Source organism: Companilactobacillus halodurans, from assembly GCF_009600995.1.
In the GTDB taxonomy this organism is placed as follows: Bacteria; Bacillota; Bacilli; order Lactobacillales; family Lactobacillaceae; genus Companilactobacillus; species Companilactobacillus halodurans.
The window spans coordinates 1-26,863 of record NZ_VDFO01000027.1 but is presented as its reverse complement, the minus strand read 5'-3'; the positions used below and the strand labels follow the sequence as shown (position 1 = coordinate 26,863).

Genomic DNA, 26,863 nt, shown 5'->3' with positions numbered 1-26,863 from the left:
TTGCACTAACATGAACTACTAGTGGGAGTAAGTCCCAAATAAAATGGGTAACGATAAATCAATGATAAGTATTTCAATGCTCATGTAAAACAAGGAGAAACTGCAAAAACACTACCTGTTGCTACAAACACAAAAAATTCTGATTATAAATTAAGAATAGAAACGCCTATCTTCGCTACCTTTGAATAAATTAGGGGGTAAATGTGATAAAAAAGATAAATTTAGTAACTTTTTTCATGATGATAATCGGCATCAGTCTGGTTGGATTGGGCGTTTCGGTGTTACGGATAACAAATGTTGGAACTGATCCATTTTCAGCTATGAATATTGGCTTCAGTCAAATCAGTGGCTTGAGTTTTGGCGTGGCCCAGTTGATTGTTAATATCATTATTTTTATCGTTCAATTAAAATATAGCCGCGATACGATTGGCTTAGGCACCTTATTGAATCTGACATTGTTGGCCTTCATTTCTGATTTCTTTTTGAGTTTATTCCAGAATTTTGGCTGGTCTTCGTTAAATCTTATTCAAAGAGGCATTGGGTTAATCTTAGCCGTATTAATCATTTCTTTTGGGATGTCACTCTATATGACTAGTGGATTAGGCGTTGCTCCATACGATTCTTTGGGAATGTTTTTACCAAAGGTAACGAAGATTCCCTTTAGAGTCTGGAGAGTATTGACTGACGGGACTTGTGTCGTGATAGCATTCTTTTGCAAGAGTACGATTGGAATCGGTACTTTAGCCATCTTCTTGTTAACCGGACCAACGGTATCGATGATTAATAATAAATTTACCGTTAAATTTAAAGAGCATTTAGAAAATTTGAGTTTGAGTAGAAATCAAATTCATTCAAATTAAAATAATTAACTAAAAATAGGCACCGCAATCATTTCCTGATTGCGGTGCCTATTAAATTTTTTATAACTAAACCTTTATTCTTGAAAGAAAATACCGATAGTTTAAAATTAAAAATGTAAAAATTAAATTAGAAATAGCCTTGTTTTTTTTAATAATCAAGAGTATTCTAGCTATTAATTTCTATTAAAGACATAGAAATAAGGATTAGACATCAAGAAAGGATGATAAGTATGAATGTTGGTCTTGTCGGTGTTACTGGTTACAGCGGTAGCGTCTTGTACGAATTACTATTACGGCACCCAAACGTTGATTCAGTCAACTTGTATGGGCACTCCCAGAAAGTAGCACAATCTTTAGAATCGGTTTTACCGCAACTGCGACGAGGAGCTAATATTTTACCTTATGATTCTGCTGATATCATGAAAAATAACCAGATGGTCTTCTTCGATGTCTCAGCTGGAGTTACTACAGAATTGGCTAAACCATTTCTTGATGCCAATTTTCCGGTAATTGATTTAGCTGGCGACTATCGCTTGAAATCACGTGATGCTTATAAAAAATGGTATAAAAAAGAAGCTCCAGATGAAAAATACCTCAAGCAATCACATTATGGATTAGTTGATTTTACGAGTTCTAAGGGTGCAACCTATGTTTCAAATCCAGGCTGTTATGCAACAGCAACGATTTTAGCATTAGCACCATTGGTCATAAATCACCTAATCGATACGACCTCAATCGTCGTGGATGCCAAATCTGGTACATCCGGTGCTGGAAAGAGTTTGAGTGAATCAACTCATTTCAGCCAAACAAATGAAAATCTGCAACTGTATAAGGTAAATCATCATCAACATATTCCAGAAATTGTTGATCAATTAAAGGATTGGGACGAAGACGTACCTTACATTCAGTTCACTACAACTTTATTACCACTGACACGTGGAATAATGGCCAGTTGCTATACAAAGGCAAAATCTGGGATAACTGAAGAAGACGTCAAAAACGCATTCGTCCAAACATACTCAGATCACACCTTTATAAATGCTACTGAAGGAGTTTTCCCAACTTTGAAACAAGTGATTGGAACTAACTTCTGTGACATAGGTTATCAATTGAACCCTGTTACCCACCAAATCGTAATAGTCAGTGTAATTGATAACCTCCTAAAAGGTGCAGCTGGGCAAGCAATTCAAAACTTTAATCAAATGTTTGAATTTAAACCAGATGCAGGGCTGGACTTGATTCCGGTTCTACCTTAAATAGGAGGATTTTTTTATGCAATCGATTTTAAAAAAAGAGCAAAAGTATCAGATTATACCATTCACTTGGCCTAAGGGTTACAAATCAGACGGAGTTCATGCCGGATTGCGTAAGAATCCTCAGAAAAAAGACATGGGATGGCTTTATTCAAAAGTCCCCGCTCAAGCTGCAGGTACCTATACCACTAATCAATTCCAAGCAGCACCAACCAAATTGACTAAACAAACTATCAATAAAAGTCACCAGTTGCAGGCGATGGTGATGAATACAGCTATTGCCAACTCAGTTACTGGAGAACAAGGCATGTTAGATGCTAAGAAAATGCAACAACTGACAGCTGATAAATTGGATATCACGCCTGACTTAGTCGGGGTCGCTTCAACAGGATTGATTGGAGAACCATTGCCAATGAAGACAATTGCAAAAGGTATTTCTCAGTTGGAATTATTAGATAACGATTATGTTACCTCAGCTATTTTGACAACTGACAAGCATCAAAAAACGATTGCTGCACAAGTTGAAATTGGTGGAAAAACTGTTACTATCAGTGGCTTTTGTAAAGGGTCAGGGATGATTCATCCTAAAATGGCTACGATGTTGGGATTCGTCGTAACAGATGCCAATATTCAAGATGGATTGTTGCAAGATATTTTGAGTCAACAAGTTGATTCGACCTTTAATCAAATCACGGTTGATGGCGATACTTCGACAAATGACATGGTGGTGACTTTAGCCAACGGATTGGCAGGAAATCCTGAATTAACGACACAAAGTCCTGAGTATGAAGATTTTATTTCAGCTTATAACGCCGTTTTAAGTGAGTTAGCTCAAGACATTGCTGCAGATGGCGAAGGATCGACCAAATTAGTTGAAGTAAACGTGGAAAACGCAGCAACTCATGATGATGCTCAAAAGGTAAGTAAAGCTATTGTTGGTTCTAATCTTGTCAAAGCAGCAATTTTTGGAGAGGATGCCAACTGGGGTCGAATCATTGCAGCCATCGGACAAACGAATGCTAAAGTCGACATTGAGCATACGAGTGTTTGGCTCAATGATTTGGAATTAGTCGACAATAGCAGCAGTGCTAATTTCGATGAAATTACTATGAAAGAATCACTAAAAGATAATAAAATCACTATTCTTGTGGATTTGAATTCGGGAACAGCCACGGGACAAGCTTGGGGCTGTGATCTCACATATAACTATGTAAGAATCAACGCCACATATAGAAGCTAAAAACAAACCAAAAAGTGTGGAGTGAAATGAAATGAAAGAAACAATCGTTGTAAAAATAGGCGGCAATGCCTTGAATCATTTACCAGAAACTTTTTTCCAACAATTAAAAACTTGGTGGCTTGAAGGAAAGCGAATCTTAATCGTCCATGGAGGCGGCCCCCAGATTTCTGCTTGGAGCAAGAGATTAAAATTGAGCGTTGAAAAAATCGATGGCATTCGGGTCACTAGTCAAGAAACTCTAGACGTTACTAAAGCTGTATTAATTGGCGTCGTTCAACCTAAATTGTGTCAAACGATTGCTGATTCAGGACTACCAGTCATTGGCCTAAATGCTAGCGACGACAATTTGTTGACAGGCGAATATTTGAATCAAGCAAAGTATGGTCAAGTGGGAAAAATCAGTGACATCAATGCTAATTATCTTGAAGGATTATTGCGTGACCAAATCGGGATTTTGGCTCCTTTAGCACAAACAGAAGATGGAAAGTGGCTAAATGTCAATGCCGATATGGCGGCAGCTAAAATTGCCATTCAGTTGCAAGCTGAAGCCTTAGTTCTTTTGACCGATGTACCAGGTGTTTTGCATTCAGGTAAGGTCGTATCGCAGTTAACAGAAAACAGTGCGAATGAATTAGTGGAAAATAACGTAATTAAATCGGGGATGATGCCTAAAATCAAGGCTTCATTTACCGCGATAAGAAATGGAGTCGGGAATACTTTCATTACTGACGATTTAGGTCGACCAGGAACGAAATTTCAAAATAATTAAAAAATTCTGGAGGCATAATCATGGAACATGTATTTCCAACTTACAGTCGTTTTCCGTTTGATTTAGTAGACGGTCACGATGTTTATTTAACAGATAATAATCAAAAGACTTATTTAGATTTCACCAGTGGCATCGGAGTTTGCAGCTTCGGGTATAGTAATGAAATCATTCAAAAAAAAGTTGCTGACCAATTGCAAAAAGTTTGGCACATTTCTAATCTTTATGAGAGCAAAATTCAAGATGAAGTAGCAGGAATGCTTTGTAACGACGACCAGCTAGCTTTCTTTTGTAACTCAGGGACTGAAGCTAATGAGGCTGCCTTTAAATTGGCTCGTAAATATACTGGCAAAACTAAAGTCTTAGCATTTAATAATGGTTTTCACGGTCGTACTTATGGATCAATGTCATTAACTGGCAATCCTGATATTCAAAAGGGTTTTGAACCTTTGGTTCCAGATGTCGAATTTGCCGATTACAATGATGACAAAGCACTCGATTTAATTGATGACCAATTAGCAGCTGTGATTTTAGAGGTCATTCAAGGTGAAGGCGGCGTTTATGTTGCTGATAAAGCTTGGCTCCAAAAAATTCAACAAGCTTGCCAAGAAAATGATGTTTTATTGATTATCGATGAAGTCCAAACTGGTATCGGTCGTACGGGCACTAAATTTGCCTTTGAACAATTTGATTTAGAGCCTGACATCATCACTTCTGCTAAGGCCTTAGGAAATGGGACCCCAATTGGTGCGATGATTGGCAAAAAGAAATTTGCTAAAGCTTTTGGTCCCGGCAGTCACGGAACAACTTTTGGCGGCAATAAATTATCAATGGCTGCAGCTAGTGGCGTCCTGGAACAATTAACGCCAAAATTTTTAGAACAAGTTCAAACTAAATCAGCTAGTCTGTGGGATAAATTAAATGAAGAAATCAAACCACTACAAGCTGTTAAAGATATTACCGGTTTAGGATTTATGATTGGAATTCACCTAGATGAATCAATCAATGTTAATGATGTAATCAATCAATTGCATGATAAAGGTTTATTGACTTTATCAGCTAAACACAACACCTTGCGTTTGTTGCCACCACTCATCATGAATGAAGCTAACCTATTCAAAGGCGTTGAGTTAATCAAATCAGTCTTATAAAAGTGCTCCACAATCGAAAAAGGTTGTGGAGTTTTTTTAGTCATAAATGTGTTTACTTAAGTAACGTTCGCTAGAGTCAGGGAAAACAGTCACGATATTTGAATTTTCTGGTAAGTCTTTTGCCACTTGTAAAGCTGCTGCTAGAGCGGCACCACTAGAACTGCCGGCAAAGACGCCTTCGTTTTTGGCCAACCATTTAACATAGTAAAAAGCATCATCGTCGCTAATTGTTTTGACATCGTCAACAGTAATTGATTTGAAAAATGGTGGGATGAATTCGACCCCGATACCTTCAGTCCGATGGGCATGTTCTTTGCCGCCGTTTAAAATTGAACCTTCAGGTTCTACAGTGATAGCTTTCATATTTGGGAAAGCTTCTTGCAAAGCTTGCGTGACGCCAACAAAAGTCCCACCACTACCAGATCCTGCTACAAAGGCGTCGATTTTTTGATTAGCTAAATCAGAAATGATTTCTGGTCCCAAAGTTTTGTAATAGGCTTCAGGATTAGCTGGATTTTCAAACTGCAAAGGAACGTAAGAATTGTCGATTTTACTAGCGAGTTCTTTCGCTTTTTTAATGGCACCAACGATACCGTCTTCAGAAGTAGTGTGGATGATTTTTGCTCCTAAAGCAGTCATTAAGATTTGTTTTTCCTGACTGAAACGTTCTGGAACTACTAATTGAACGGGCAAATGGTATTTTTGAGCAACTAAAGCAACGCCAATGCCAGTATTGCCAGCGGTTGGTTCAATGATAGTCGTGTGTTCTTTGATTAAGCCTTTTTTGATGCCATCTTCAATCAAATTGACGCCTAAACGGTCCTTGATTGAGCCGCCGGGGTTAAACATTTCCAACTTGGCATAAATGTTAACGTTATTTGGAGTTTCTAGATTCAATTTTAATAAAGGTGTTTTTCCAATCGTTTGATAAATGTTTTTTACTAGCATATTCTCTTCTCCATTTCTAAATTAGATACAAAAAAGGTGCAGACTCTATTAAGAGAATCTGCACCTTACACGATATTCTGATTTAGTTTTTACCTCGAAATCAAGGCAGACAAACCAGTGGACCGCATAAGATGCGTTCCACAACAACAACTGTTTAATTGAATTGAAATTGTGTTTGTCATAGTTGATTCCTCCGTAATTTATGTTTTGAGATTAGATTAATTTTAATGATTTGTCAAATAATTATTTGTCATAACTTTGAATTGAATCAAAGATGAACTTCACAAATGCTTCACGGTCAACGTCTTCAAGTACTTTGATATTATTTTTCTTTTCTGAGTCGACACGACGATCAGGATAAGTCATACCACGATATTGATCATTAGTTAATGAAACATCGATGGAATAGTTTGTGCTCTTGGTGAATAATTCTGGAGCAATCAAACTGATAACAGCGCAGGCATCGTGGATAGGAATTTTAGTCATTCCGATTGAGCTTTCGTGGCCGGCATAAATATCAAGGATTGAACTAGCCATAACGCCGACATGGCCAAGATCTTTAATCTTAGAAATTTCATCCATTGTCAAGTAGGCCTTGTTTTCAGTTAAATTCAAACCTGAAAGCGTGATGGGAACGCCAGAGTTAAAGACGATATCCATTGCTTCGGGGTCAACGTAAGCATTGAACTCAGCAGCTAAAGTGATATTCCCTTGAAGAGTTGAACCACCCATGATGTAGATGTGTTCGATGTTTTCTTTGACTTCAGGGAATGTCTTCAATAACAAAGCGACGTTTGTTAGTGGTGCTGTAGCGACTAGATTGATTTTTTCATCGCTTTGAGAAATCTTTTCGTACATGTATGTAACGGCGTTATGACTTTCGATTGGATAGTCAGCGCTATTTTCTGGGAAGTCGAAACCGTCCATACCAGTTTTTCCATGGACGTGACTAGCTGTTTGTATTTGTTTGACTAGTGGGGTTGCTTGGCCAGATGCCAATTGTGCGTGGGAACCTAAAAATGTTAAGAGTTTTTGAGCATTCTTAGTAACATAGTCCAATTTCACGTTACCACCGACGGTCGTTACACCAATCAAGTCAGCTTTTTCGGGATGTGCAAGTAAAACTGTCAATGCAATCGCATCATCAATACCAGGATCACAATCCATAATTACTTTAGTCATTAAATCCTTACCTCACTTTTTTAATTTTTGGGGAATTTTTTTCAGAGCGTGAACAAAGCTGTGTCGTTCCAAAGTACCTAAGGTCGAAAGAATTTTCTGATTGTTCTCATCCATAAAATTTTCGATTGCAGTCTGCATTTCCTTAGCTTTGTCAGACAAAGTTATTTGTTTTAAACGTGAGTCGTTTTTTTGATAACGGCGCAAAATCAAACCATTTTTTTCCATAGTCTTTAAAATATTGGTCGCTGTCGGACGCCTGATATTGAATTCTTTTTCAATATCTTTTTGATAAGAATTCTCTTGTTTAGAGTTAGCTAAGTAGTAAATGATTTGAACTTGATTGCCAGTCAATCCATACTTGCTAGCAAATTTATTGATGTCGCGAGAAATCTCATTTGACGCCACTTTAATCAAACGGGCTACGTCACTCGTCATAAAAACCTCCTTGGAGCACATTGATACAAAGTAATTATAACATTATGTCTTGATGGAATAAGTCCTGGCGTGAATACTAAAAGTCAATTTAACCCTGTTCGATTTTTATCTTTTTATCAGCGTTATAATTATCACGGAGTTAGTGAGGAGAATTCTTTGTATAAAAGCTAAAACTCACTTATATTTGACTATATAAACTACACACAGGGGGAAAAATAAATGGCTAAAGTTTTAATTTTAGGAGCTAATGGAAAAATTGCTCGTCTAGCTGAACATATTTTTGTAGATACGACCGATTCTGATTTACGTTTGTATCTTAGAGAAGCTGGCCGTCTAAGAGATTTTGCGGATTCGCACACTTTAGTTGAAGCTGTTGAAGGCGATGCTACTGATGTTCAAACATTGATTGAAGCAATGAAAGATGTTGATGTTGTTTATGCTAATTTGGCTGGCAGCAATATCGAAGCTCAAGCTCATGCTGTTGTTGAAGCAATGCATGCTGAAAATAAGACTCGTTTGATTTGGATTTCAACATTGGGTATTTATGATGAAGTACCCGGTAAATTTGGCGAATGGAACAAGAAGACTTTAGGCGACTACATTACAAATTACGCAGCTGCCGCTAAGGTAATTGAGGATTCGGATCTTGATTACACCATTATTCGTCCAGCTTGGTTAACTGATAAGCCAGAAGTTGACTACGAAGTAACTAAGAAAGGCGAACAATTCAAGGGAACTGAAGTTTCAAGAAGGTCAGTTGCTCAAGTCGTCGTTGATATTACACAAGATCCTGATAAATATAAGAAAGAATCAATTGGTCTTAACAAGCCTAATACTGATGGCGACAAACCAGCTTGGTATTAATTTTTGATAGTTTGAAAAAGGATGTTTACAAATAGTATGCATCCTTTTTCCTATATAAAGGAGAAAATAAAATGGTTAAACGATTGATCAGCGCTAATACCAGTGAGATGCTAAAAATGAATGGCTCACAGTTGAAACAAAGCATCAAAGCTAGTGAGGGTCGAGTAGTCTTAAGTGAAAATGTGGCTTTACATGAACCACTCGATGGCATTACGACTTCTGAAATTGCGGCTAGTTTTGGGGCAGATTTAATATTGCTAAATGCCTTAGACGTTTTAAATCCAATAATCTTAGGTCTTTATCCAGATGAGAATAATTTGCAAACAGCTAAAGCTCACCATGATGGTCAAAGCATCAAACGACTCCAAAAATTAGTTGGTCGTCCAATTGGTGTCAACTTAGAACCAGTTGATCCAGATGCCAAAATGGCAGAAGACAAAACCGTTATTCCAGAAGGTCGCATGGCAAGCAAAAGGACTTTACAAGAGGCTGAGAACTTAGGCTTTAATTTTGTCGTTTTGACTGGTAATCCTGGGACTGGCGTGACGAATCAACAGATTGCTAAAAATATCAAGGTTGCTAAAGAAGTATTTTCTGGATTAATAATTGCTGGTAAAATGCATGGGGCCGGCGTTGATGAAGCTGTCGTCAGTGAAGATTCAGTACATGAATTTTTAGAAGCCGGTGCTGATGTCATTTTAGTTCCAGCAGTCGGAACAGTGCCCGGTTTTAGTGATAATGAATTGCAAAAAATCGTTCAATTAGCTCATAAAAAAGGTGCTTTAGTGATGAGTACGATTGGAACTAGTCAAGAAGGTTCAGGCAAAGAATTCATACAAAACGTGGCAATTAGGAATAAAATTGCCGGAGTTGATATTCAACATATCGGTGACGCCGCTTGGGGAATTCAATCTCCATTTGAGAATATCTATGCTTTAAGCAAAACTATTCGTGGTGAACGGCATGCGATTGCCCGGATGGCCAGGTCAATAAATCGATAAAAAAAGACATCCACTTTCTGAAAAGTGGGTGTTTTTTTATTTTGCGATTAATTTAGTAATAAAAATAAAAAAATATAGTTCATTTTTAAAAAAGCAAGCGAAAATGGCAGAAGTTACCAAAATGACACAAACTTTACTTAATGCTTCTGGATATTTGTCGAAGAAGAAATATAAATTTTTCTATTAATTAAATAAATTCAAAATGTAGATGTTAAATTAATCAAAATCTGTATACAAAAAATACATAACCCTCTGGTAAATTCTTTTTCACGGAGGAATGAAAATGAAAAACAAAGTAATTTTATCAAGTCTTTTACTATTGGTTGCAACTTCTTTGGTAGGTTGCTCAAATACTAAACAAGCTGCTGTTTCTGACGATTGGGCAACGATTGAAAAGCAAGCTAAAAAAGAGGGTAAGTTGGCATCCGTTGGTATGCCTGACACTTGGGCTAACTGGATTGGCACTTGGAAAGATATTAAGAGTAAGTATGGTGTCAAACAAACTGATACTGATATGAACAGTGCTGAAGAAATTCAAAAGTTCAAAACAGAAGGTAAAAAAGGGACAGCTGATATTGGTGACGTAGGGATGAACGTGACACCAACAGCTAAATCAAAAGGTGTTCTAGCTAAGTATAAAGGTAAGTATTGGAAGGATATTCCAGGATGGGCTAAAGATAACGATGGTTATTGGTCAACTGGATATACAGGAACAATTGCTTTTATTACCGACAAGAAAAATGTTAAAGTAGGCGATGCACCAAAATCATGGGCTGACATCAAGAGTGGAAAATATAAAGTTTCCGTAGGTGATCCAACTGGTGGTGCTCAAAGTCAATACGCTATTTTGGCTGTTGCTTCAACTATGGGTGGTAATGAAAAGAATATTAAACCAGGTTTGAAATACTTTGCTGATTTGAACAAGCAAGGCCGTCTATCAACAGTTGAAGCTAACGTTCAAAACTTGAAAAAAGGTGAAGTAGACGTTGCTATCATGTGGGACTTCAATGCCTTGAACTATCGTCACTTAATCGATGAAAAGAGATACGAAGTAACTATTCCTAGTGAAGGTAGCGTTATGAGTGGCTACTCACAAATCATCAATAAAAATGCTCCACATCCTTACGCTGCTAGATTAGCTCGTGACTACATCCTTTCAGATGAAGGTCAAACTAACTTAGCCAAAGGATACGCAAGACCAATTCGTGAAAATGTTAAATTGCCAAAAGAAGTTGAAAACAACTTGTTGCCAGATAGTGCCTACAAACATATCTATCACGTAAAAGACAACAATGTTTGGAATAAGACAACTTTAAAAATTGGACAATTGTGGCAAACTGACGTTCAAAGCAAGAGGTAATCATTGATGAAATTAAGTTTAAAAAACAGATTTTTATTACTGTTTGTTTTACTAATTTGCATAGTGTTAATTTTTCCAATCGGAGTCATGATCCTATCTAGTTTTAGTTCTCAGGATGGTTCATTTGGGGTAATGAATTATCAAGAATTGTTTACTAACCCTTACTATAAAAAAGCAATCTCAAATAGTTTGCTTTTATCAATGACGGCCGCTTTAGTAAGTGAAATTGTCGCCGTTATTGGTGCGTGGTCGTTAACAAAAATTTCTGATTCAGCTAAAGAATCTTTAGTAACAGTTTTGAATCTAGCTTCCAGTTTTGCTGGTGTACCCTTGGCTTTCTCTTTGATTATTTTGTTGGGGAATTCAGGTGTCATCAATGCTATTTCTAAAGCGATGCACTTTAGTTTGACCGGTTCGCTTAATTTGTATTCGTGGGTCGGCTTGATTATTGCCTATTCGTTTTTTGAAATACCTTTGGGGATGTTGTTCTTGTATCCAATTTTTGAAGAATTAGATAACGGTTGGAAAGAGGCATCAGAAACCTTAGGAGCTAGCAACTGGTTCTTCATTAAAAAGGTTATTTATCCAATTCTTTTGCCAGGATTAATCGAAACGCTTTTGATTCTTTTTGCGAATGCGATGGGAACTTATGAAACAGCTTTTGCTTTAACGGGAAATAAGATAACTTTGATTTCAACGATTATCGGATCATTAATCGGTGGCGAATTAGATTCAAACGTTCCTTTAGCTTGTGCTTTATCAGTCGTCTTTGGATTAACGATGGTCATCTTAGTGATTTTAGGTAATCTTGTAGTAAAAAAACGGACCTCTACGGAAAGGTGAATTAAGAAATGATGAAAAAAGCTCTTCCTAGAGTAATCTTAGGAATAATATTCGTTTATCTGTTATTGCCAATACTTGCAACATTAGTTTACTCGTTGTCGACTTCTTGGGTAGATACATTGTTACCTGAAGGTCTGACATTAAAATGGTACGTTCAATTGGTCGGCAATACAGAATTCTTAATGGTAATCTTTCGTTCATTAGTTTTGTCGGTAATAACGACAATAGTCGGTTTAGCTATTTTTGTGCCGATGACCTTTTATTTGAGCGTCTACAATCAGAAGTTAAAATCAAAAATGAGATTTGTTACGATGCTTCCATTTATCATTCCGGGAATCATCTTGGTAACCGGGTTGATTCAACTATACGGCGAATTGCCAGTTCCTAAAATCGTGATTTTGATTTTGGTATTGTCCGTTATGAGTTTGCCTTTGGTTTATCAATGTTTATCAAATGTCTTTATTTCAAAAGATTTCAAGTCGATGTTTGAGCAGTCGCAACTTTTGGGATACGGTCCTGTGAAATCATTTATCAATGTTGTTTTGCCTAATATCAAGACAGGCTTGATAATTGCTACTTTATTATTATTTGCTACCGGATTTGGAGATTTCGTTTTGACAAATCTCTTCTTAGGTGGAAATTACGTAACATTAAAAATTTATATGTATCGACTTATGCAAGTCAACGGTAATGCTGGAAGCGTCTTGACAATCATCTACTTCATTATGTTAAGCGTTCTTTCATTGATTTTGATTAAAACGACACGTAAGTCTAAGAAGGGTTAAATTCATGAGTGAATTTTTAAAAATTGAAAAACTTCAAGTAAAATTTGGAAAAGACACTGTTATCGACGATTTAAATTTGACGATTCCAGAGAATGCTATCACGGTCTTTTTGGGACCCAGTGGTAGTGGTAAGACGACAGTTCTGCGGTCAATTTCAGGATTGAACCAGAACGCAACTGGAAAAATTTTGCTAGATGGTCAAGATATTTCACAATTACCCGTTAATAAAAGAAATATCGGCGTTATCTTCCAATCGTATGCTTTGTTCCCCAATATGACGGTTTTTGATAATGTTGCTTATGGTTTGCGCGCTAAAAAAGTTGCCAAAAAAGAAATCATTCAACGGGTTAAAGAGATGCTGTCTTTAGTTGACTTGGATAAAAAGGCTAATAGTTATCCTGATGACTTATCTGGTGGTCAAAAGCAACGTGTTGCCATCGCTCGTTCGATGATTATGAAGCCAAAATTGTTGCTTTTAGATGAACCTTTAAGTGCCTTAGATGCAAAAATAAGAGTGGAATTACGTAATCAAATTCGCAAGTATCAACAAAAACTGGGGATTACGATGATTTTTGTCACGCACGATCAATCTGAAGCAATGGCAATTGCCGATAACGTGGTGGTGATTTCTGACGGTAAAATCCAACAACAAGGTTCACCAGATGAAATTTACAAGAAGCCAAGCAATGAATTTATGGCAACCTTTATCGGTGAGCACAATTTATTCTCCAAAGAACAATTAGAACAATTGGGGATGAAGGATTTAGCTACAGATAAAAAATATTTGATTAGACCAGAAGCAATTCAATTGTCTGACGATGCAAGCGATAATCTTAAATGCCAAGGTGAAATCGTTGAAGTAGTCAATTTGGGTAATCGAGTGCAGTATGTTTTTTCAGTGAACGACATTGAATTAAAAATCGAAGCGCTCAATCAAAATAAACCATTTGAAAAAGGTATGAAAACAACTGTTTATATCAATAAGCAAGATATTTATCAGGTGGAACCATAATGTTTGATAAAGACTTGCCAACTGATTTGAAAACTTGGAACGGACACACTCATACGGAATTTTGCCCTCACGGATCAAGAGAAGACACGGAGCTGTTTATCCAACAAGCCATTCAAAGTGGTTTTAAAACTTATACCATCACCGAACATTTTCCCATGCCAAAGGAATTTTATGAAAATGTTGCAGGTTCAAAACATGCCATTGAAACTGCAGCAATGCAATTTTCAGAATTGCCAGCGTATTTTGAAAAGATGAATTATTTAAAAGCTAAATATGCCGATAAAATCAAGATTTTAATTGGTTTTGAAGTAGATTATTTTGAGGAATTTCGTGATTGGACCGAATCGATGCTAGCAAAATACGCCGATGAAATTGATGATGCTATTTTGTCTGTTCATTTTCTGCCCACTGATCATGGTTTAAGAGCCGTTGATGATAGTTTTGGGTGTCTTATACGAATATGAAACACCTGTTAAATTGGCTAACGCTTATTTAAAAATGGTTTTGCAAGCTATCAAGTGGGAAAGTGCTTATAAGCCAAAACGCTATGGTCATATCACGCTTTATCGTAAATGGATTAAGAAACTTCCTGAAAATACTGTCTGGGAAGATGATGTAACTAAGTCACTGATTGATGAAATTTTAAATCTAATATCTTCTAAAAATGAGCTGTTAGATTGCAATATGTCTGGAATCAATCGCAAGACGCAACAAGAACCTTCGCCATACATGGAAATTATTAAAATTGCCAAATCAAAAAATATCCGTTTAGTTTATGGAGCTGATGTTCATGAATCAATCAACGTTGCACAAGGATACCAAGAATTTTTAGAAATAGGGGATTAACCACATGCACTTGTATACTAGTAAAGACAAGGCTTTTAAAATTTGCTAGCTGACTGATATTCATTTAGGCGAATATCCACTGACAGAAAATGATTTAAAGACTCTTGCTGGAATCAAAAAAGTTTTGAGCGAGAATACATTTGATTTAATCATGATTACTGGCGACTTGATCTGGGGCAAAGAAAATGAAGCTCCTCGTGATAGTCTCAAAGAACTGTATGATTTGTTGAATACATTTGATGTTCCGGTCGCAATCACTTATGGAAATCATGATACCGAAGGGATGTATAACCGCAAGTATCTACGTGATTTTGAAAGTCATTTGAAGCATCTAGCTGTTCGCGATAATAGATATATCGTTAATGACCGCGAGAATTATACTTTGAATATTTTCGACGAAGAAACCGATAAATTAGTTAACGTCTTGTACGTTTGGGATAGTGGCGACTATTTTAAAGACCCAAAAGTTAGTCAATATGCAGCAATCGGTCGTCATCAAATTGATTGGTATATTGAAACTTCAAAAAAATATTCGAATAGAACTTTTGACGTTGGCTTCATGCATATTCCATTGCCAGAGTATAAAGAAGTTGATAAAGAACAAGTTTCAGGTAGTTATGATGAGAAAGTTTGCTCTGCAGATATTAATTCAGGCTTATTTTATGAAATTGTTAATTTTGGAAAAATAAAAGCCTTGTTTGCAGGACATGATCACGATAACAACTTCTCGGGTACTTGGAATAACGTATCTCTAAATTATGGTAACGTTACAGGTTATAATACATACGGGCATCTAGAACGAGGAGTGCTACAAATCGACTTGTATAACGATAAAATTGAACGTAAAATTATCAATTTTTAGTACAATATGTAACGACAATAAAATAGGAAAAGACTGAAATCTATTCACTGATTTCAGTCTTTTTTGTGTAATCTACTTGAAAAATATAAAAATATTTCTGAAAAAGCCTTACGAATTAATTTTTTTTCTGGTATATTAATTCACTGTTGCAACAAAACGGAGGTAATTATGAGTAAAGCTCAACAAATTAATACAAAACCTCTTCATCCAACGTTATCATTATTGGGTGTTCTGATCGGTGGATTTGTTGGAATGTTCAGTGAAACTTCATTGAATATTGCACTCCCATCTATTATGAAAGCATTTAATATTGAAACAGGCACTGCACAATGGTTAGTTACAGGTTATATGCTTGTAATTGCGATTGTTCTACCACTTTCAAGTTTATTGACTAAACACTTTACAACTCGTGGGTTGGTAAGATTTGGTCTCTTGGATTTCATCGTTGGTTCACTTATTTCAGCTATTGCGATGAACTTCCCAATTCTCTTGGTCGGACGTATGATTCAAGGTATTGCCACAGGTATTATCTTGCCATTAATGTTCTCGATTGCTATGAGAATTTTCCCACCTAACAAACTTGGTGGAGCCTTAGGTATGGCCGCTTTAGTTATTATGTTTGCACCAGCCATTGGACCTACAATTTCTGGTATTATCCTGGGTGTCCTTTCATGGAGATTCATTTTCGCATCATTTATTGTGTTCCTAGTTATCGGCTGGGCTATCATGGAAAAGAATTTGACTAATGTCTTTGAAGTAACAAAGCCAAAAGTTGATTGGTTAGCAATTATCCTTTCAACTATCAGTTTTGGTTTGATTGTCTTTGGTATTAGTTTCTTAAGTAAGAATATGACGATTGCGTTAATTTCCCTAGTTGTGGGATTGGTCTTCTTAGTTGTTTACATCAGACAACAGCTTCATGCAGAAGTTCCAACTTTGGACTTTACAGTTCTAAAGAAACCTGAATTCGTTACTGGTTCTGTTCTAGTAATGATCAACTTCGGTATTACCTTATCGGCCATGTACTTATTGCCAATGTACCTACAAAATGGTCTTGGCGTAGCTGTTGCTCTAACTGGTATCATCATGTTGCCAGGTGGAGTTATCAATGCGGTCGTATCATTTGGTGCCGGTCGTGCATACGATAAAATCGGTGCTAAATTAATGTCACGTTTAGGATTTTTGATTTCAATTATTGGTTCTGCAATGTTTATCTTCAGTAGTTCAAATAGTTCTATTGGTTACATCATTGCCGCTCACATTGTGTTGATGATTGGTGTTCCACTTGCTATGTCACCTTCACAAACATATGGTTTAAATTCATTAAATGCATTCCAGTCAGCTGATGGATCAGCTATCATCAATACTTTCCAACAAGTTATTGGTGCCGTCGCAACTGGTATTGCTACAATTCTTTTGAGTACCGGCCAAGCTAATTACTTTGCTAATGGTGGAAATTCTGCCAAATTGGCATTTACCAATGGCGCTCACTACGGATTTGTGTTTACATTAATATTAGCTGTTTTCGGATTCATATTAGCATTCCGCGTGCATAATAAGAGCAAAGAAACAGTTAGTGCAAAAGAAACAGAAACTGCATCTTCAAAAGCTAAAGATGAAAGTACTGTAACTGAATAAACTAATCGCGTAGTTCTTCAGTTAGAAAGCAATTGATACGAAAAAAAAGCTAATCAAGATGATAATTGATTGGCTTTTTTTATTAGAAAAAGTTATGTTGAAGAACTTAAAATATAGGTTGAAAAATCATTTTGATTCCTTTACAATAATAGGGTTAATAAAATAAGTTAAATTGCATAACGGGAAGGAGGGTTTTTTAGATGTCACAAAATACACATAAAGGTATGACTGGCCACCGCCGTCCTGTAAACCAAAAAAATGGTGCCACAAAGCGTGCCAACACACAAGCTGTTCTTGATTTCTTGAAGAGCCGTGAAACTAAAGAATCTAAGTAATTTTAGATAAATATAAACGAAGAGCCAGCAGATTTTTCTGCTGGCTCTTTTTTTGAATTTATTAATCAACTAAATCAGAACGGTGCAACTTGAAAGTTAGGATAAAAGCAATAATCAAAAATCCTAAGCAGGCTAAAAATCCGGCTTGAATACCGATAGCTTGATTAGCCGTACTGCCAGTTGCAATTTTATCAGCTAAAGTGATAACGGCGATAATAATTGCTGTTCCAAAAGATGCTGCGATTTGTCTGAGAGTATTGAAAGTAGCTACGCCATCAGAAATATATTTCTTAGGTAAGTCGCTTAAAGCTTGGGTCTGAATAGGAATCAAAATTAAGACTAGTCCTAATTGACGAACTGTCTGACCTAATGTCAGCATTAAAACTGAAGCATTAACATCGATGACAGCTTGTAAAAAGGTACCGAAGCAATCAATTAACACACCAGTAACAACGATTCGTTTGATGGGATACTTATCGAAGAATCTGCCACTGACAGGTGACATGAATCCTGTCAAAACAGCTCCAGGTAAGAGAGCTAATCCTGATACTAATGGACTTTTGTGGAGAATGTTCTGAATCATCAATGGCAAAAGGATTGTGTTACCATACATCGTTAAAACAATTAACATATTGATAACAGTTGCAAAGGTAAATTGTGAATGCTTAAAAATTTCGAAATTAATAATCGGATTAGCTGTTCTGTTTTCCATAACAGCAAAAATGGCGATTAAAATTAATCCAATAGCTGTGTAGCCTAAAACGTTGAAGGTAAAGAGGTTAGCTTGACCGATATTGGAGAATCCAGTTAGCAAGAAGAGCAAGCCAAAACTGATCGTAATCAGACTAGGCGTATCGAATTTGGGATTTTCGTTGGTTTCGACTTGTGGCAAGAAGAAAATCGACAATAAGACGACGGCAATGATAAAAGGCAAAATCATAATGAAAAGATATTGCCAAGGGAAGTACTGTAAGATGGCTCCTGAAAGCGTTGGGCCAATAATGGGTGAGAAGTTAAAGGGGCCAATCCAATAATTCCCATAATGGCTCCTTGCTTGTTTCTTGGCGTATACTGCATGGCCAAGACGTTGACTAGAGGCATCATCATACCAGTTCCGATAGCTTGAATCATTCGTCCGATAATAACGAGCATAAATGAATTGGCGACTGCTCCTAAAATAGTTCCGATTAGAAAGACTGAACTAAAGGCAATGAAGAGGTGTCTAAAGGAGAATTTCTTGATAAAGTAGGCACTTGTTGGAATCATAATGGCATTTACCAAGGTGTATCCATTTGTCAGCCACTGAACTGTTGACGAGTTGACGTTGAATACGCGCATGAAAGTTGGTAAAGCAGTGTTCATTAAAGTTGAGCACAAAACGCCGAAAAAGGTTCCGAAGACCATGATATAAAGTGATTTTTTGATTTGTTTCGACATATATGGTGCTCCTAAATATATTTGTTATATGGTATTAACTTATTTATTTTAGTTATTTAACTTGGTTCGGTCAAATTTAGTTGGGATATACGTATAGAAATAGGCGACTTTAATCTTCGTTGGATTAAGGTCGCCTAGGATTGGTGGATATTATAATTGTTGTTGTGAAGGAAACGTTTTTTTGCGGAATAGTGGAAACGAGTTACACAGGGGCAACTTCCTACACCTAAGTCTATTTCCCATCTCGTCTGCTTCGCAGCCAAGCTGTGAAATTGTCTTAGGCTCCGGAAGCTGAGCGCCCCTGTTCCACTCTCTGATTAAAACGAGTTCCGGTGGAGCAACTCATTGCGGTTAAGCCTATTTCACAAATCACTCGCAAAGTGCGCGAGCAATCCGTAAAATTGTCTTAGTCTTCGTGAGCTGAGCGTCCCATCTGCACTCTCTTAAATATATTACTTGGAATGTCTTTTTTAAAAACTTCTTTATAGGTATAAACATAACTACCTTTAGTATCAATCTTCAAATAATGGCCGGATTTCAATTTTCCCATTCCTGTGAATGAAATGGGAGCTTCTTTTCCTTTTTTATCATAGCTTTTAAGGTTATAGGTGTAGTTTCCATAACCGTCCTTGTCTTTAGCGTTTTTATTGTCGATTCTAACGTATCTTGATTCTCGTTTTGCTAAAATATTGAATTTGTTGAATATTTGAGCTACTTCACTGGTATTGTTTTTAGCGTACAAACAACCTCCTAAATAACCTAATCCCAATAAAAAAATCCCCAAAAGAAAAACCCTTAAATAACTTCTCATTTGGATTACCTCCTGACAAGTATTTTAAGAGTTTTCTTGATATTTCTACATTTGTTCTACTTACATTATTCTTACAGATTTGTAAGCCGGCTTACCACCAATCGAAATTCAATGTGTAGTCTACAATTTTGTTGAATAATGCCGCGATAAGTTTCATCATGATCAGCGCCTCCAACTTTCTATAAACTTTATTTCTACTTATATTATAGTTCGTTTTGAAAGCGCTATCAATTATTATTAACCCCAAACTTCGTCTTGAATCGACTTAACTAATTTGAGTTTGTCCCATTCTTGTTTTTCAGTTAGGACATTGCCTTCTTCGGTAGATGCAAAGCCGCATTGAGTTGATAACCAAAGTCTATCCAGTGGCAAAAATTGGCTAGCTTCGTGAATTCGATCGATGATATCTTGACGATTTTCGAGTTCACCTGACTTAGTCGTAATCAAGCCCAAAACAACTTTTTTATCACCAGAGACTTTGGCTAGTGGTTCAAAATTACCAGCACGTTTGGAATCGTATTCTAGGAAGTATGTTTCGACGTTTTCTTTGGCGAATAATGTGTCAGCGACTGGACCATAGCCTCCAGAAAAGGCGAAATCAGAATGATAGTTGCCCCGACAGACGTGAGTATTGATAGTTAAATCCGCCGGAATATTTTCGATAGCTTTGTTGTTGAGCTCCAAGAGAAGATCTTGGATACCAGAGTTTGCATAGGCTTTGCCATCAGGTGTAGCTAAGAAGTTATCGTCTAGGAAAAGTCCCCAAGAGCAGTCATCAAGTTGAATTACACGTGCTCCTTCGTCGTAAAGGGCAATAATCGTATCGTGATAGGCTTGTTCAATATCTTTATATAAATCGTCTAGATTAGGATAGAATTCTTTGATTTTTTCATCATTAGTGCCACGAATCAATTCGATATAGAGCTGTGAAGGGGCAGGGATAGTTTGCTTTGGTTCAATATCCAATTGATCAGTTAATGACTTTAAGTAAGCGAAGTGTCTTAAAAATGGATGGTTAGGATTGAATTTGATTTTTCCGGAAAGGATTGCGGTGTCGTCACGAGTTTCTTCATGAGCAAAGTGGTAGCCTTCACCATAATGAATGTGGTCGACGCCTTCAAGTCCCCAGAAGAAGTCGAGGTGCCAATATGAACGACGGAACTCGCCATCGGTTGCGTAATCTAGTCCAACGTCAACTTCTTTGTTAACGAGATCTTTGATAGCTTCGTCTTCAACTTCTGTTAATTCTTCTTGGGTGATGTTTTTAGCTGCGTAGTCTTTACGAGCTTGCTTTAATACGTCTGGTCTTAGGAAGCTTCCTACATGTTGAAAGCCGATTTTGTTTGCTGTTTTTACTGTCATATCTATAATTCCTCCTGATTTTGGTTATTTAATCTGGATTGGTTTTTGGGAGAGTGGGATGGGATTTTTATGTGGTAGGTGGGGTTAAGGAGTGAAAGGGGCAAAGGGCATGGGAACTGATTTTATAAAATATGATTCACGGGCGTCATTTAGACGCCCCCGTTTGCGTTCTCTAAGTGGTGAAACCACTAAGAGAACGCAAAAATCGTCCCTACATATACAGAATAATTCTGCAATGTAGGGACGATCACCGTGGTACCACCCTAATTTATACTTTGCTCTCACAAAATACCTCAACGACACTAATATGTCCGGGATGATATCGCATCCTTGCGTACCTTTGGCTTGCACCTAGGTAAGACTCCAAGCTCATCTTCAATCAACGTTGGTTCTGCCTTTTCACTATCTGACAGTCACTTTTCAAACTACTAATTGATTTACTCTTCTTTTCTACGTCTAATTAGATTAAATACTCTTTAATTATTGATTGGTGCTAATTTACACCCTGATTTTTATTTTGTCAAACTCAATTTTTGATTTTTTATAATGATTGCACCGTTATAACACTGGATAATCACCCAATGTCCAAGTGATTGTTCCCTGGTATTGACCGGCTTCATTTTGATTTGTTTGCTTTAAAAGAATGCCAGAATCATTACTCCAATTTCCTGATATATTGGTTGTTTTTTCAGTATCGCTTGAGGTGGAATCTTCGTAAATATCAATAGGGGAATTTAAGAGGTTTTGCGTAGTTTGATTATTCTTAAAAACGAGATTGCCTTTAAAATCTGTCTTGTTGTCCGCTAATAAAGTTGCGGTGGCGGTTAGTTGCCAGGGCTCTCTTAAACTTATAACGGATAAATTAAAATTATTATTTTGACGTTTGATTAATTTTTTTGAATTGGACTGAACAATGGTTTGAAAATCAATGTTCGGCGATACGGAGAGTTTCAACAGATGGTTTTGTAAAACGTTGACAGTATAGGGAATGGTGTTTGAAGTTATTCCGTCTTTGTCTTTAGCCGTCACATAAATGGTTTGTGTCGTATTCATTTGAAAAATATTCCAAAAGAGATTGCTATCCTTTGCATCAATGACCTGCTTTAATGGAATTGGAGTATTAGAAGTACTCGTTTCAGATTGAGCAGTAGCATCATATGTGAAATCGTAGTTATTTATTTTAATATCATAATGAATTGGGTCATCTTTTAGGAAATTGTGATCCTCATCATAGGATAAATCGGTGGGTAAATCTAATTTGGTGTTTTCTTCTTGATAGAGCAGGTCAATTGGATTTTGTTGCTTGAGGTTTAATTTCCATGTCCGAATGAACATGATAGTAAACGGTGGCGTAGCAGTCGAGGTGATATCGTTGGTTCCTTCAAACTTGGCAGGTTTAGACGTGATATGGTAATCAGTCAAAGTTTTGTTATCTACTTTGCCATGAATAACGATTTTGGCGTTGGTATCAATGGGTTTGGTTAATTTGTGAGTCAAAACACCGTCTTTTATATCGCTGTCTGCTAAATCTTCAACTGTGCCGTTTCCATAAGTGATGGTGCCAATATTTCCAGCAATGGGCGTAAAGTGTGGCGGCAAGGTTATTGTAGCGGTGATTCCTTGCCAGCTGATATTACCAATATCGTATTTTAAGTTGTAATTCAAATCGACATTATCGCCATCATTAACGAAATAATCAGTTGAATCGTTAGTAATCGTTTTATCGAGTGTTTGATCGTAAATTGTGGAATCTGCTGTAGCGTTTAACAAAGCGGGAATTGATTCGAGGACGACTAATTTGCTGGGAACGCCACTTGTAGCTGTATTGGCACCAGTAAAACCCCAACGAATTTTTGATTGTCCGGCAGGTAAATTAAAAATTGCTGGATTTAGTTGGATATTCTTATCTATCCGTTTAGAAAGTTTTCCGCCACCACCTTCAGGAACGGTGGTACCATCAATGTCTTTATCATTAAAGGCATAATGAAGCTTTGAATCTTCAGGAGTCCAAGTTAAAGTGACATGATGCCAATAAGTTGTATTTCCCTGAGAGTCAGTACCATTTATCAAATAAGCTGGAGTATTTTCAGTGTGAAATAGGGAAGTTGCTTTTTCAAAATTTTGATAATCATTATTTTCACTAGTGATTCGATTTGTAAAAGCATAGGATTCAGATGTTCCTGGGAATGTTAAAGAGATATGACCAAACCCGCTATCTCCAGCACCTAAACTTGTATTAGCTGGGAAACCTGCTGGAGCTTTTATTGTTAAATCAGTAGTGTCGAAAGCATCTAAAGAATAATCATAATTAAGATAGACTCCTGATTTATATCGTATAGGAGCACTGTCTTTTGTATTCGATGAGTTAGTGTGGCTGTCAAATTCAAGCGCAACACTGTTAGAAACAGCGGTATTAACTAAATATTGAGAGGTAGGATAAGTAACGGAATTAGTTAGGAGACCCTTTACAAAAGTTGTTTTATCGTAACCATCAACTCCCAGTCCTTCACGACCAGCTCCCATAGCGTAGGCACCACGTGGATCATTTTGAAGAACAAGTGCAATGCCTTCGCCCTCTTTATTTTTATCCATATTATAAGGACCAAAGTATAACCAAGCAGAAATAATCTGCTTTTTTGAAATATCAAAAGCATTTCCTGTATCTGGATCAGACCAAATTGCTCCAGTATCACTAGGTTCACTGGCTAAAGATAAAATAGTATTTTGAGTAGAACTACCAGTTTTGCTTCTTATGTGAGCATTATTTTCAGTGAATGGATCACGATAATTGCTGCCATTCATTTTAGGATTCACAATGTCGGAAAAGTAATTTTTAATGTCGAGTCCATTGGGGGCAGAATCAATGGCGCTTTGTTCATCAGTATCATCTGCTAAAACAAAATTATAACTATCGCAAAATTTAAGCAAAATTAAAGAGAGTAAACAACTAGTTAAAACGATGAGTAATTTTATTTTCATAGTTAATAACTACCTCCCTTATAGTTATTTAAAATGAAAGCCATTACATAAATTAATGGTTCTTTGACGATTTAATTATAGCTTGATTACATATTAAAAAAGCCTATATCGAAAATTAAAATATTGTTTTTTGATATATTATTCTATACTCATTGTATATATGCCTGATAACTATATTTATAAAAAGAACAAAAAAGCGGTCGCACTAATTCTTTTAAGAACTAGTACGACCGTTAAATTTTTATTGTTAGTTTTCACTGATATCAACTGGGTATTTAGGAGCTTTACCGGTCAGCATCTTTACATTGTCATTCAAAGAATCAAAGACCATATTATGAACAGCAGTCGTAGTATAGAAGGCTGTATGAGGAGTCATAATGACGTTGTCACGATTGAGCAAAGCTTGGAATTGAGGATCTTTAACGTCAGAAATCTTATCAAATTTCTTTTGGAAGACGTCATTTTCACTTTCCAAAACATCCAAGCCAGCACCGCCAACTTTGCCACTGTCTAAGGCTTTGATCAAAGCATCAGTATCAACTAAGCCACCACGGGCAGCATTGATAAAGATAACGCCATCCTTCATTTTTGCAAAAGCGGCTTCGTCAATCATATGAATATCTCTTTTTGCTAGCGGAGTGTGCAAAGTGATGATATTGGCTTGTTTCAAGACTTCATCGAGACTGTCGACATAAATTCCCAAGTTTTCTAGATAAGGGTTAGGTTTAATATCATAAGCAACGACTTTAGCGCCAAAAGCCATCATAAGTCTAGCAACGACTGACCCAATATGACCAGTACCTACGATACCGACTGTTTTACCATTGATTTCTTCACCAATCGTAGGGAACCAGCGGAAGTCGGCATTAGCGAATTTCTTATCAAATTCTGGGACACGTCTGAGCAATCTCAGAATCAAACTAGTTGTGTGTTCAGCAATCGCATTGGGTGAATAAACAGGGACACTTGTCAATGAAAATCCTAAGTCACGGAGATCCTTAAAGTCGAAGCCGTCCAAACCAACGTTACGAACAGAGATTTTACTTACGCCAAAATCATGCAACTTTTGCAAGGCTGTTCGTGTATAGGGTTGCGTTTGCAAGAGTACAACGCCGTTATAGCCCTTAGACAAATCGACTGTCTCGTCGGTAAATATTTGGTCTGTGTAGTCAGTTTCAATATCCGGATTAAGGGCATTCCACTGTTTTAAGTATTCTGCCTCATCTGGTCGAATTCCGTATAGAAAAATTTTCATTTCAATCCCTCTTTCTGATTTATTAAAAATTATTCATCAAATTAGTTATTTTTAATAATTTGATTGTTATTTAGTTTAACTCAATCAAAAAGAAAAGAAAGGGAAAATTTGAATTTATTTTACCATTTCTGTTGCAAGGACAGATTTTTCTAAGGCGTCAACATCGAAATCACGCGAGAATTCTGCCAGGTGAACTAAATTACGCAAGAAGTCGTGTGTTTTAGCTTCGTAATGGTATTTTAATCCTAATTGATAGATATAGCCGTTAATATAGTCGACTTCAGTTTTACGACCCTTTGACATATCTTGGTACATCGAAGGGTAGTGCAAAGGATTGGAAACGCTGCTGACATATTCAACTGATTTCATTTCCTCTTCACGAGTATTCAACAAAGTGATGCCAGCTCTTTCACAGACGTCAAAGGCTTCATTGATCAATTGTTGACTCAATTTTTTAGCGACTGGTGATTGGATGAATTCGCCCATTTGGATTTCAAACATCGTACACAAAGTATTAACGACTGAATTGAAAATAACTTTGGCCATCAAAGTGCCCAAGAAGTTAGTTGTCAAAACAGGATTCAAGCCGGATTTTTTGAAATCATCAAAAATTTTATGCGTCATTTCATCAGGTTTTTCAGTTTCGTTAGCCATATTCATACTACCGGCACCTTTTGCTCCAATGAAATCAACATCCCCAGGACCATTCAAAACAGTACCAATCAAAGCGGTAGCTCCGATGACTCTAGTTTTATCAAAATATTGATTGAGTTTTTCAATATGTCCCATACCATTCATTGGTGAAACGACATATTGATGATTTTTAAAGGCATGTGCTGTTCGTTTCAAAGCATCGGCCAATTGCATTTGCTTAGTAAAGACAATCCACACGTCAGGATCACCGTTGTATTCTTCGGGGGTATAAATGTTGACGGGCACCAAATGCTTATTCACGTGATCACGGGAAACAAAGACGCCATTTTGTTCGTTAATTTTGTCAATTTGTGGTTGCCAAATCTCGACAAAGTCGACATCAAAGCCTGCTTCCTGCAAAAGAACACCATATCGTAAACCCATTGCACCTGCACCTAATACTGCGTATTTCATAAATACCGCCTCCAAAATTTTTTGTAACTGCATTATTAGACGATAATTAGAAAAAGTCAACTAAAAATTAATCAAATTTAATGACATAAAGTAATCTTTTTTCACGCCCTTAAATAGTATATTTAATTACATAAATTATTTTTAAAAACTTTTATATCAGTGATTTTGCGATTGAAAAAATCGCTTTACTAAAAAATAAAAAGTTATTGACAATTGATTGATCTGATAGTATTCTGAACTCAATTTAATTTTATTCTAATTTTTGAAATGAAAAGGGGTCATCACAATGCTTAACAATTTGATTATTATTGTCGTCGTCATTATTTTGTATATCAACTTGGACTTTGTGATACCCGTGAGAGATTGATAAAGGGATCAAAAAGGGCTGCCAAGTTGATTTATTCGGTTCTAAACTTTCTGGTGTTGATGAATAAATCAACGCCAGTTTTTTATTCTCTTTTAGATAAAAAAAGAACATCACTGTTCTCGTGTTAAGATTTAAGCAACCAAACCAAATCAAACAGGAGTGAA

The 26,863-nt window shown here is 36.6% G+C and carries 25 protein-coding genes and 1 pseudogene; 16 read left to right on the top strand and 10 right to left on the bottom strand.

Features of this window, described 5'->3' with window-relative positions:
* Positions 1 to 203: 203 nt before the first annotated feature.
* From FHL05_RS07960 to FHL05_RS07940, 5 genes are all read left to right on the top strand, one after another.
* Positions 204 to 860: a YczE/YyaS/YitT family protein gene (locus FHL05_RS07960; protein ID WP_153384967.1), complete on the top strand. Its 657-nt coding sequence runs from the start codon at positions 204 to 206 to the stop codon at positions 858 to 860.
* A 230-nt stretch (positions 861 to 1,090) separates the two neighbouring features.
* Entirely contained in the window at positions 1,091 to 2,116 is a 1,026-nt protein-coding gene (argC, locus tag FHL05_RS07955; RefSeq protein WP_153522420.1) for an N-acetyl-gamma-glutamyl-phosphate reductase, read from the top strand.
* 16 nt (positions 2,117 to 2,132) lie between these two features.
* On the top strand, positions 2,133 to 3,353 hold the full coding sequence (gene argJ, locus FHL05_RS07950; RefSeq protein ID WP_153384969.1) for a bifunctional glutamate N-acetyltransferase/amino-acid acetyltransferase ArgJ: 1,221 nt from the start codon (positions 2,133 to 2,135) through the stop codon (positions 3,351 to 3,353).
* A gap of 31 nt (positions 3,354 to 3,384) precedes the next feature.
* Complete coding sequence (gene argB, locus FHL05_RS07945) at positions 3,385 to 4,122, top strand: acetylglutamate kinase (protein WP_153384970.1); 738 nt, start codon at positions 3,385 to 3,387, stop codon at positions 4,120 to 4,122.
* A gap of 20 nt (positions 4,123 to 4,142) precedes the next feature.
* Positions 4,143 to 5,270, top strand: coding sequence for an acetylornithine transaminase (locus tag FHL05_RS07940; RefSeq protein ID WP_153384971.1), 1,128 nt, complete (start codon positions 4,143 to 4,145; stop codon positions 5,268 to 5,270).
* Positions 5,271 to 5,306: 36 nt separating this feature from the next.
* Here FHL05_RS07940 and FHL05_RS07935 read toward each other — a convergent pair whose 3' ends face one another.
* The 3 genes from FHL05_RS07935 to FHL05_RS07925 form a co-directional block, all read right to left on the bottom strand.
* Positions 5,307 to 6,218: a PLP-dependent cysteine synthase family protein gene (locus FHL05_RS07935; RefSeq protein ID WP_153522418.1), complete on the bottom strand. Its 912-nt coding sequence runs from the start codon at positions 6,216 to 6,218 to the stop codon at positions 5,307 to 5,309.
* A 243-nt stretch (positions 6,219 to 6,461) separates the two neighbouring features.
* Positions 6,462 to 7,400 carry a nucleoside hydrolase gene (locus FHL05_RS07930; RefSeq protein ID WP_153386130.1) on the bottom strand — a complete coding sequence of 313 codons (939 nt, stop codon included), beginning with the start codon at positions 7,398 to 7,400 and terminating at the stop codon, positions 6,462 to 6,464.
* A 12-nt stretch (positions 7,401 to 7,412) separates the two neighbouring features.
* Complete coding sequence (locus FHL05_RS07925) at positions 7,413 to 7,835, bottom strand: MarR family winged helix-turn-helix transcriptional regulator (RefSeq protein WP_153386132.1); 423 nt, start codon at positions 7,833 to 7,835, stop codon at positions 7,413 to 7,415.
* Positions 7,836 to 8,054: 219 nt separating this feature from the next.
* Here FHL05_RS07925 and FHL05_RS07920 point away from each other — a divergent pair, with 219 nt between their 5' ends.
* The 11 genes from FHL05_RS07920 to FHL05_RS12730 all read left to right on the top strand — a co-directional run bounded on the left by FHL05_RS07920 (position 8,055) and on the right by FHL05_RS12730 (position 17,381).
* On the top strand, positions 8,055 to 8,699 hold the full coding sequence (locus FHL05_RS07920) for an SDR family oxidoreductase (protein ID WP_153386133.1): 645 nt from the start codon (positions 8,055 to 8,057) through the stop codon (positions 8,697 to 8,699).
* Between the two features lie 71 nt (positions 8,700 to 8,770).
* On the top strand, positions 8,771 to 9,700 hold the full coding sequence (locus tag FHL05_RS07915; RefSeq protein WP_153386136.1) for a DUF7916 family protein: 930 nt from the start codon (positions 8,771 to 8,773) through the stop codon (positions 9,698 to 9,700).
* 277 nt (positions 9,701 to 9,977) lie between these two features.
* Positions 9,978 to 11,060 (top strand): ABC transporter substrate-binding protein, encoded by a 1,083-nt coding sequence (locus FHL05_RS07910; protein ID WP_153522416.1) that lies wholly within the window; start codon positions 9,978 to 9,980, stop codon positions 11,058 to 11,060.
* An 87-nt stretch (positions 11,061 to 11,147) separates the two neighbouring features.
* The gene (locus tag FHL05_RS07905; RefSeq protein WP_238706881.1) at positions 11,148 to 11,903 is read left to right on the top strand and encodes an ABC transporter permease; all 756 of its coding nucleotides are present in this window, start codon (positions 11,148 to 11,150) and stop codon (positions 11,901 to 11,903) included.
* Between the two features lie 8 nt (positions 11,904 to 11,911).
* Positions 11,912 to 12,688 carry an ABC transporter permease gene (locus FHL05_RS07900; protein WP_153386141.1) on the top strand — a complete coding sequence of 259 codons (777 nt, stop codon included), beginning with the start codon at positions 11,912 to 11,914 and terminating at the stop codon, positions 12,686 to 12,688.
* A 4-nt stretch (positions 12,689 to 12,692) separates the two neighbouring features.
* Complete coding sequence (locus FHL05_RS07895; RefSeq protein WP_153386143.1) at positions 12,693 to 13,700, top strand: ABC transporter ATP-binding protein; 1,008 nt, start codon at positions 12,693 to 12,695, stop codon at positions 13,698 to 13,700.
* Entirely contained in the window at positions 13,700 to 14,164 is a 465-nt protein-coding gene (gene hisJ / locus FHL05_RS12595) for a histidinol-phosphatase HisJ (protein ID WP_238334008.1), read from the top strand. The genes FHL05_RS07895 and hisJ overlap by 1 nt, the downstream gene beginning before the upstream one ends.
* The gene (locus FHL05_RS12590; protein ID WP_238334009.1) at positions 14,133 to 14,546 is read left to right on the top strand and encodes a PHP domain-containing protein; all 414 of its coding nucleotides are present in this window, start codon (positions 14,133 to 14,135) and stop codon (positions 14,544 to 14,546) included. The genes hisJ and FHL05_RS12590 overlap by 32 nt, the downstream gene beginning before the upstream one ends.
* Positions 14,547 to 14,595: 49 nt before the next feature.
* Positions 14,596 to 15,408, top strand: a complete 813-nt coding sequence (locus FHL05_RS07885; protein WP_272950463.1) for a metallophosphoesterase family protein — start codon at positions 14,596 to 14,598, stop codon at positions 15,406 to 15,408.
* 168 nt (positions 15,409 to 15,576) lie between these two features.
* Positions 15,577 to 17,046 carry an MFS transporter gene (locus FHL05_RS07880; RefSeq protein WP_153386145.1) on the top strand — a complete coding sequence of 490 codons (1,470 nt, stop codon included), beginning with the start codon at positions 15,577 to 15,579 and terminating at the stop codon, positions 17,044 to 17,046.
* 200 nt (positions 17,047 to 17,246) lie between these two features.
* Positions 17,247 to 17,381: a hypothetical protein gene (locus tag FHL05_RS12730; RefSeq protein ID WP_272950462.1), complete on the top strand. Its 135-nt coding sequence runs from the start codon at positions 17,247 to 17,249 to the stop codon at positions 17,379 to 17,381.
* 61 nt (positions 17,382 to 17,442) lie between these two features.
* Here FHL05_RS12730 and FHL05_RS07875 read toward each other — a convergent pair.
* From FHL05_RS07875 to FHL05_RS12585, 7 genes and pseudogenes are all read right to left on the bottom strand, one after another.
* Positions 17,443 to 18,818: pseudogene (locus tag FHL05_RS07875) on the bottom strand (MDR family MFS transporter).
* Between the two features lie 406 nt (positions 18,819 to 19,224).
* Complete coding sequence (locus FHL05_RS07870; RefSeq protein ID WP_153386147.1) at positions 19,225 to 19,629, bottom strand: YxeA family protein; 405 nt, start codon at positions 19,627 to 19,629, stop codon at positions 19,225 to 19,227.
* 237 nt (positions 19,630 to 19,866) lie between these two features.
* On the bottom strand, positions 19,867 to 20,991 hold the full coding sequence (locus FHL05_RS07865; RefSeq protein WP_153386149.1) for a 5-methyltetrahydropteroyltriglutamate--homocysteine S-methyltransferase: 1,125 nt from the start codon (positions 20,989 to 20,991) through the stop codon (positions 19,867 to 19,869).
* Between the two features lie 558 nt (positions 20,992 to 21,549).
* Positions 21,550 to 23,970 carry a hypothetical protein gene (locus FHL05_RS07860; protein ID WP_153386151.1) on the bottom strand — a complete coding sequence of 807 codons (2,421 nt, stop codon included), beginning with the start codon at positions 23,968 to 23,970 and terminating at the stop codon, positions 21,550 to 21,552.
* A gap of 247 nt (positions 23,971 to 24,217) precedes the next feature.
* Positions 24,218 to 25,225: a D-2-hydroxyacid dehydrogenase gene (locus FHL05_RS07855; protein ID WP_153522414.1), complete on the bottom strand. Its 1,008-nt coding sequence runs from the start codon at positions 25,223 to 25,225 to the stop codon at positions 24,218 to 24,220.
* 114 nt (positions 25,226 to 25,339) lie between these two features.
* Positions 25,340 to 26,332, bottom strand: a complete 993-nt coding sequence (locus FHL05_RS07850) for a ketopantoate reductase family protein (protein ID WP_153522412.1) — start codon at positions 26,330 to 26,332, stop codon at positions 25,340 to 25,342.
* A 250-nt stretch (positions 26,333 to 26,582) separates the two neighbouring features.
* A partial coding sequence (locus tag FHL05_RS12585; protein WP_238706880.1) for a hypothetical protein occupies positions 26,583 to 26,863 on the bottom strand: 281 nt, incomplete at its 5' end.

What these genes read in the sequence shown, in the direction of transcription:
- argC (WP_153522420.1), top strand. Translation starts at nt 1,091, where the DNA reads ATGAATGTTGGTCTTGTCGGTGTTACTGGTTACAGCGGTAGCGTCTTG.
- argJ (WP_153384969.1), top strand. Translation starts at nt 2,133, where the DNA reads ATGCAATCGATTTTAAAAAAAGAGCAAAAGTATCAGATTATACCATTC.
- argB (WP_153384970.1), top strand. Translation starts at nt 3,385, where the DNA reads ATGAAAGAAACAATCGTTGTAAAAATAGGCGGCAATGCCTTGAATCAT.
- FHL05_RS07940 (WP_153384971.1), top strand. Translation starts at nt 4,143, where the DNA reads ATGGAACATGTATTTCCAACTTACAGTCGTTTTCCGTTTGATTTAGTA.
- FHL05_RS07935 (WP_153522418.1), bottom strand. Translation starts at nt 6,218, where the DNA reads ATGCTAGTAAAAAACATTTATCAAACGATTGGAAAAACACCTTTATTA.
- FHL05_RS07930 (WP_153386130.1), bottom strand. Translation starts at nt 7,400, where the DNA reads ATGACTAAAGTAATTATGGATTGTGATCCTGGTATTGATGATGCGATT.
- FHL05_RS07925 (WP_153386132.1), bottom strand. Translation starts at nt 7,835, where the DNA reads ATGACGAGTGACGTAGCCCGTTTGATTAAAGTGGCGTCAAATGAGATT.
- FHL05_RS07920 (WP_153386133.1), top strand. Translation starts at nt 8,055, where the DNA reads ATGGCTAAAGTTTTAATTTTAGGAGCTAATGGAAAAATTGCTCGTCTA.
- FHL05_RS07915 (WP_153386136.1), top strand. Translation starts at nt 8,771, where the DNA reads ATGGTTAAACGATTGATCAGCGCTAATACCAGTGAGATGCTAAAAATG.
- FHL05_RS07910 (WP_153522416.1), top strand. Translation starts at nt 9,978, where the DNA reads ATGAAAATGAAAAACAAAGTAATTTTATCAAGTCTTTTACTATTGGTT.
- FHL05_RS07905 (WP_238706881.1), top strand. Translation starts at nt 11,148, where the DNA reads ATGATCCTATCTAGTTTTAGTTCTCAGGATGGTTCATTTGGGGTAATG.
- FHL05_RS07900 (WP_153386141.1), top strand. Translation starts at nt 11,912, where the DNA reads ATGATGAAAAAAGCTCTTCCTAGAGTAATCTTAGGAATAATATTCGTT.
- FHL05_RS07895 (WP_153386143.1), top strand. Translation starts at nt 12,693, where the DNA reads ATGAGTGAATTTTTAAAAATTGAAAAACTTCAAGTAAAATTTGGAAAA.
- hisJ (WP_238334008.1), top strand. Translation starts at nt 13,700, where the DNA reads ATGTTTGATAAAGACTTGCCAACTGATTTGAAAACTTGGAACGGACAC.
- FHL05_RS12590 (WP_238334009.1), top strand. Translation starts at nt 14,133, where the DNA reads ATGATAGTTTTGGGTGTCTTATACGAATATGAAACACCTGTTAAATTG.
- FHL05_RS07880 (WP_153386145.1), top strand. Translation starts at nt 15,577, where the DNA reads ATGAGTAAAGCTCAACAAATTAATACAAAACCTCTTCATCCAACGTTA.
- FHL05_RS12730 (WP_272950462.1), top strand. Translation starts at nt 17,247, where the DNA reads ATGTCACAAAATACACATAAAGGTATGACTGGCCACCGCCGTCCTGTA.
- FHL05_RS07870 (WP_153386147.1), bottom strand. Translation starts at nt 19,629, where the DNA reads ATGAGAAGTTATTTAAGGGTTTTTCTTTTGGGGATTTTTTTATTGGGA.
- FHL05_RS07865 (WP_153386149.1), bottom strand. Translation starts at nt 20,991, where the DNA reads ATGACAGTAAAAACAGCAAACAAAATCGGCTTTCAACATGTAGGAAGC.
- FHL05_RS07860 (WP_153386151.1), bottom strand. Translation starts at nt 23,970, where the DNA reads ATGAAAATAAAATTACTCATCGTTTTAACTAGTTGTTTACTCTCTTTA.
- FHL05_RS07855 (WP_153522414.1), bottom strand. Translation starts at nt 25,225, where the DNA reads ATGAAAATTTTTCTATACGGAATTCGACCAGATGAGGCAGAATACTTA.
- FHL05_RS07850 (WP_153522412.1), bottom strand. Translation starts at nt 26,332, where the DNA reads ATGAAATACGCAGTATTAGGTGCAGGTGCAATGGGTTTACGATATGGT.